This is a genomic window from Bacillus cereus group sp. N6 (assembly GCF_016483705.1).
GTDB lineage: Bacteria > Bacillota > Bacilli > Bacillales > Bacillaceae_G > Bacillus_A > Bacillus_A wiedmannii.
In genome coordinates, this window is the sequence record NZ_JAEHBI010000104.1 from 1 (window position 1) to 5,352 (window position 5,352).

Genomic DNA, 5,352 nt, shown 5'->3' on the forward strand with positions numbered 1-5,352 from the left:
CAACTATTCAGAATTTCTTAAACGATAACTGTATTTTGTAAACGGATTTATGTTTTTTCAAACTTTGCAACAGAACCTCTCATCAACTGTGGATGATAAGTAATTGTGCAAATAGAGAAACAGAAAGGTTTGATATAATTTGTATGTGATATCAAATATGATTAAGAGATTTTTATTATAACATGAGGAATATACAACGGAATCGACAAAAATGTCCTTGACAAGGACAAAATGAGAGAGGATACGCCAGTATGGATGGAAGTCTATTTCCTGTTAGGAAACCTAAAGTGGAATATGTGTATATTGGAGTGAAGGAATAAAGAACGACTGCATAATTGTAACAAAAGAAAATGTGATTTATTTTTACTATGAATTATACAGAACGATCCTTATCCTTCGTGAAGTGACTGAAGGGATGAAGCACATATATTCATACATTTCAAAGAGATAGAATAGCCAATTGGGGTCATTCAATGCACGAGTCATAGCACATGTTCTTCATCCCTTCGTATTATTTGTTGATTTTGGTTTTGTATACCAAATAAATGAATATAAATTAGTAAACACCTATTAGGTATTATTAATGAAAAAAGATAAGGGGAGAGAGGATGGAACTAACAAAGCTTGAAAAAGTGGTAATTATTGGTGCGTTTATGACGGCACTAGGCAAGGAAGAACTGGATTTCTGCACAGATGAATTTTCATTAGAACATTTAGAGATAGAACTGGAAGAGATATTGGATGATTGTACACTCAAACAGATAATAGCGGCTGGAAGAAGTGGAATGAATAAAATGATTCAGGAGTTATTAGAAGAAAGTTGATGGATATAAATCAACGAAAGAATACCAAACAAGAGCAAGTAAATAGTATATTCGTAAAACGATGGGCGAATCTCTGCCGGAGTAATGTAAAACAAGAAGAGTTCTATTATCCATGAAAGATAGTAGAACTCTTTTTGTATGCAATACAGATATCCGTTGACTAAGTGAGTCTCAGGAATTAGGGTACCTTCACTATAACATGAGGAACATAAAAATAAACGTAAAAAAATGTCCGTTTCCAAGGACAAAATAAACGGGAAACAAGTGATGAAAGAATACCAAACAACAGACGCGTCAATTTTATAATAGTGGGGCATGGAAACAGTTACGAAAGCAAGTAAAGAAGCGAGACAACTATGAATGCCAAGAGTGTAAACGAAATGGTCGCGTTCAAACTGATACCAATGAAGGTTCTGTTGCAAAGTTTTAATTTCTTAAAAAAATGTGAATTAACATGCAATCATTCAGAATAAATGCTAAGTAATATACGGGAAAATGTATAGTTCATTCATAAATTTGAGTGATTTTTAAACTTTGCAACAGAACCGTTTACGCTAAGTGTAGCATAAACAGGTTCATTCAGTCTATTTTTTCTGAATATTCAATCATATTTTAAATATTAGTTCTTTAGGTTTAGAATCTCCAGTGGAACAACTAACCTTTTGAAAAAGTGTACCGTACACTTTACTTGTCTAAAATATGGCGTATTTCCGATATATCCATATTCGTAAACTTTGCAATATCTTCTATATCCATGCCATTTTTATGCATGCCCTGGATTAGTTGGATTTTCCCTTCTTGAATTCCTTCTTCTCGCCCTTTTTTCTCTGCATACTTATATTTAGAAGCTTCATCGATAAGAGCCTTTTGTCTCGCCTCATAGGACATACGGAATGCAGGGTCTTGACTCATCTTTTCCCACTTTTGCATCGCATCTTTTAAAATCGGATCTCGGTTCATGGCGATCTCCTCCAGTGTATGCGTTAATTGTGTATCTTCGTTTGCGGATAGTAACAGCAACCATCTCACAAAGGAATCTTCCCACGGATTTACTTGTTCTTCTTTCCATTGTGCCATTAATTTTGGAATTTCAATTACGTGTAATTCTAAATCGTCTACGAGTAACTTTTGTAACTCGATATCCCACAGTTTTCCTGTTGTATGGAATGTTTCGTATTCTGAGAAAACAGGAAAGTTTAAAATGTTAATGGTGATGGTTTTTCTGAGTGCATCATAAGAGCCACCTTTTTGCATTTGAGAAGCATATAAGCGACTCCAATAATACAAACTACGTTTTAAAAAATCATGTTGGTCATTGAGCTGTATTTCAATAGAAATTTGGGTATTATCGTCTAAAGTTGCTAATACATCTAGAATGGACAATTTGTCCTTTTCATATTCTCGATGCAAGTGCGGGTCTTCTATTTGTAAGGTTTGAATCGGTGAAGAGAGCGAAGACGCTAAAATCACGTTCAAAAATTGCATTAAAATTTGTTCATTTCCTCTTGAGCCAAATAATTGCTTGAAAGCAAAATCGACTCGCAAATTGACTAAAGGTTGATCCATGGTAAGAGTCACCTTTCTGTTTCGTATGCTATACGTTTTTTTGTCATTCCCCTTTTTCGGGGAATGAGCAAAGAATCTATATGCCTATTGTATCGGAGAAGGGAGAGAAGACGCAACCCTTGTGAAGATGTTTCTGGTTATTTATTTTTAAATACAGTATGGTACGTGAAATTATATTTTTGTAGCTTAAACATGGGTGTTTTTGCCCAAATCCCCGAAATGGGGGAATAAGCTTATGCTATTTAGACGTTGTACCCAGTGTCAAAAAGTGTACTTTTTGATATAGCTAAAAAACTGAATTTTTTGTTTCAAAAATACAACTTAATAATATTTGAAACATGTCAATATAATTGTATATGTTTTGAAATATATATTTCAAAAGTAACACAAAACCCTTATTTATCAGGGCTTTCATGCTATATTTTTATTATTCCTCCTTTTCGAGGGGATGGGCAAAGATACCCAACATGCACCTATCTTTTTATGTCTTTCCCTTTTCTATCGATGATTTTACCTGTCATCTTTTAAACCTTCTTATCAGTTTCTATGCAAGGTTTTCGTCTTTTTGCATGTAGATATATTCACTTTGTCTTTTTCTTTTGTTAGAAAGGCATCTGAGCATCCGTTTTTCTCACTTTCCGCAAAAAAACGAACGATTTTATCGGGTTATAAACACCAATAAAACAAAATATACAGATTAGAGATGTGCCGTCAAATGAGAAGAACAATAGTACACCGCTCGGTGTTTCAACTCTTCATACGTGTATAATTTTTGTTTATCAAATAATTTGGGATGCTTCTGTCTATAGTATCCGAACAATTCTTCTCCATTTTCCCGTATACGATACCGACGAGTTTGTCTGATTGTACCTGGTATTTCTTCAGGAGCAAACTGTTTGAGTATTTGTAATGCTTGTGAAGATGAGATTTCTTCCCCTGTTACATAGGCATGGATAAAGATAAGTTCTTTTATTGTTATATAATTGTAATGTGAATTCCCACTCATAGAAGAATTCCTCCTCGGTCATTATTTTCATCGGTTCTGTTGCAAAGTTTAAAAATCACTCAAATTTATGAATGAACTATACATTCTCCCGTATATTACTTAGCATTTATTCTGAATGATTGCATGTTAATTCACATTTTTTTAAGAAATTAAAACTTTGCAACAGAACCTGGAATTGTAATCGCTGCGCAGTGTAACAGAAACAATGAATCTGTTACAACCTGTGTTACATATAAACAAAATACTCCTACACCCACTATGCAACCTAACACCAATAAATGAACAAGTTGTTTCCATTCCTTTTCAATCACTAATATGCTGATTACCCCTACACAAATGATGAAAAGAAATACAGCAACCATACCTAATGAATTCGGCACGGTCACAATCGGTTCAATTCCTGAAAGTCCCATCTCTCACTCCCTCCCTTATCAATTGATTTCATCAACAGACACAAATACTGTTTCTTATATGCTTTGTCGCTTCGGTTTCTGCGATATCAGTCGTACAAACGCCTTGATAATTTTCATGTTCATAAATACCATTCATAAACTCAAGTAACATTTGTGTATTTTTATCTGTACTATTTGTACCGAGTCGGATTTTTGTTAGTTCTTCTTTTAATACTTCATGAAGATGTTTTGTCACAACTTCTGTAATATAACGAAGAGACCATTCTTGTTGTTTTGCCTCTTTATGTTCCTTACAAATTCGAGCTATTGCGTCACCATTATAACCATTTCGAATTTTATGTTCCTCCATATAAGTTGTAATATATTGATCTGTTTCCTCATCAATAGAAAACACTCTTCTAATCTTACTCATCGTTCATAACCCCTCTCATTTTGTTGTTGGATGTCTCTCTGAAGGCGTTCATAATAACGCTGGTTCTTCCAACTCTCATACTCACTTTTAAATGCACCTTCCATTTTTTTTAGTGCATATTGCATCGAAACATTTTTCTGAAAGTTTTTTCGCTCTCTAGGCTTTCGATCTAACATTTTATCAATACGTTGTCGGTCTTTATCGTATGCTTTCATCTCTTGCAAAAATGCATTGCCCATTCGCTTGTGAAGATCTTCTATTTTATTCTCCTTATAATTTTCATATCGTTTCTTATCACCTGAACCTTCTCCATACGCTCGCTTTAATACATCGACTTCTTTATCTAACTTTTGGAGAAACTCTTTATAATCTTCTTTGTGATGCTTCTCAATATATTTTTGTGTTAATGCATCCAGATGTGGACGGAGGGGACGCAATGTATTGTAGCTATATTGCCATTGTCTTTTATCTTCTGGTAAACGTTTATAAATAAATTGGAATAATGGTTTCAATTCACGATTGCGCCACTTCAATGTGGAATCTTCTTTCTTTTTGGCCACCATATTCTTTCGAATCAAATCATTGATCTGTTTTTGTTCTTGCCCACAATCCATAATATTTTGAACAACTTTTCCCTTCATCGCATCTAACGTTTTTTGTTTTCGCTTCCCACGATCTCTCGTGGGATATGGCTCAACAGTTGCGACGTGAATGTGAAGGTTATCCGTATTATAGTGAATCGCTCCTGACCAAACTGCCGTATGTTCTAATCGTTCTCTTTTTAACATTTCTTTCATCGCTAGCCTCGTGACATCTATCAACTTTGTTTCATCTACCGTCCTTGTTTTAGGGTCATACACGCCCTGTTCTGCGAGCCAATGATTATCAAATGTAATCACATCTTGCCACATGATACTCTTGTTTTTTTGCGCGAGTTGGAACACCTTTTTAAGGTCTTTCTTTTCATTTTCCTTTAAACCGTTACTATGCTCTGTGAAGAGTGAAGATGTCTTCTCTGCATCTCCCATATAGTCCTGATACAGAGAAAACATTTGGTTCCGTTGCAAAGTTTTTTAACTAAAGCTAAACTGTAGGAAGATTGAGTTGAGGAGAATGATACATGAGATACTT

General features: G+C 34.6%; 5 protein-coding genes and 2 pseudogenes. 2 read left to right on the forward strand and 5 right to left on the reverse strand.

Annotated features, from left to right (window positions below; translation table 11 throughout):
* Nucleotides 1-608 precede the first annotated feature (608 nt).
* The gene (locus JDS99_RS29660) at nt 609-824 is read left to right on the forward strand and encodes a hypothetical protein (protein ID WP_199696340.1); all 216 of its coding nucleotides are present in this window, start codon (nt 609-611) and stop codon (nt 822-824) included.
* 277 nt (nt 825-1,101) lie between these two features.
* Nucleotides 1,102-1,239 (forward strand): annotated as a pseudogene (locus tag JDS99_RS29665) (HNH endonuclease); the annotation flags it as partial.
* 269 nt (nt 1,240-1,508) lie between these two features.
* Here JDS99_RS29665 and JDS99_RS29670 read toward each other — a convergent pair.
* From JDS99_RS29670 to mobP2, 5 genes and pseudogenes are all read right to left on the reverse strand, one after another.
* Nucleotides 1,509-2,390 carry an Rpn family recombination-promoting nuclease/putative transposase gene (locus JDS99_RS29670; protein ID WP_199696341.1) on the reverse strand — a complete coding sequence of 294 codons (882 nt, stop codon included), beginning with the start codon at nt 2,388-2,390 and terminating at the stop codon, nt 1,509-1,511.
* 697 nt (nt 2,391-3,087) lie between these two features.
* Nucleotides 3,088-3,396 carry a 50S ribosomal protein L7ae gene (locus JDS99_RS29675; protein ID WP_199696342.1) on the reverse strand — a complete coding sequence of 103 codons (309 nt, stop codon included), beginning with the start codon at nt 3,394-3,396 and terminating at the stop codon, nt 3,088-3,090.
* A 149-nt stretch (nt 3,397-3,545) separates the two neighbouring features.
* Nucleotides 3,546-3,809, reverse strand: a complete 264-nt coding sequence (locus tag JDS99_RS29680) for a hypothetical protein (RefSeq protein WP_199696343.1) — start codon at nt 3,807-3,809, stop codon at nt 3,546-3,548.
* A 31-nt stretch (nt 3,810-3,840) separates the two neighbouring features.
* Nucleotides 3,841-4,221, reverse strand: coding sequence for a hypothetical protein (locus JDS99_RS29685; RefSeq protein WP_199696344.1), 381 nt, complete (start codon nt 4,219-4,221; stop codon nt 3,841-3,843).
* Nucleotides 4,218-5,276, reverse strand: a pseudogene (mobP2, locus tag JDS99_RS29690) (MobP2 family relaxase); the annotation flags it as partial. The gene JDS99_RS29685 and the pseudogene mobP2, both read right to left, overlap by 4 nt.
* Nucleotides 5,277-5,352 lie beyond the last annotated feature (76 nt).

Excerpts from the sequence above, each read along its gene's own strand:
- JDS99_RS29675 (WP_199696342.1), bottom strand. The coding sequence starts at position 3,396 with ATGAGTGGGAATTCACATTACAATTATATAACAATAAAAGAACTTATC.
- JDS99_RS29660 (WP_199696340.1), top strand. The coding sequence starts at position 609 with ATGGAACTAACAAAGCTTGAAAAAGTGGTAATTATTGGTGCGTTTATG.
- JDS99_RS29680 (WP_199696343.1), bottom strand. The coding sequence starts at position 3,809 with ATGGGACTTTCAGGAATTGAACCGATTGTGACCGTGCCGAATTCATTA.
- JDS99_RS29685 (WP_199696344.1), bottom strand. The coding sequence starts at position 4,221 with ATGAGTAAGATTAGAAGAGTGTTTTCTATTGATGAGGAAACAGATCAA.
- JDS99_RS29670 (WP_199696341.1), bottom strand. The coding sequence starts at position 2,390 with ATGGATCAACCTTTAGTCAATTTGCGAGTCGATTTTGCTTTCAAGCAA.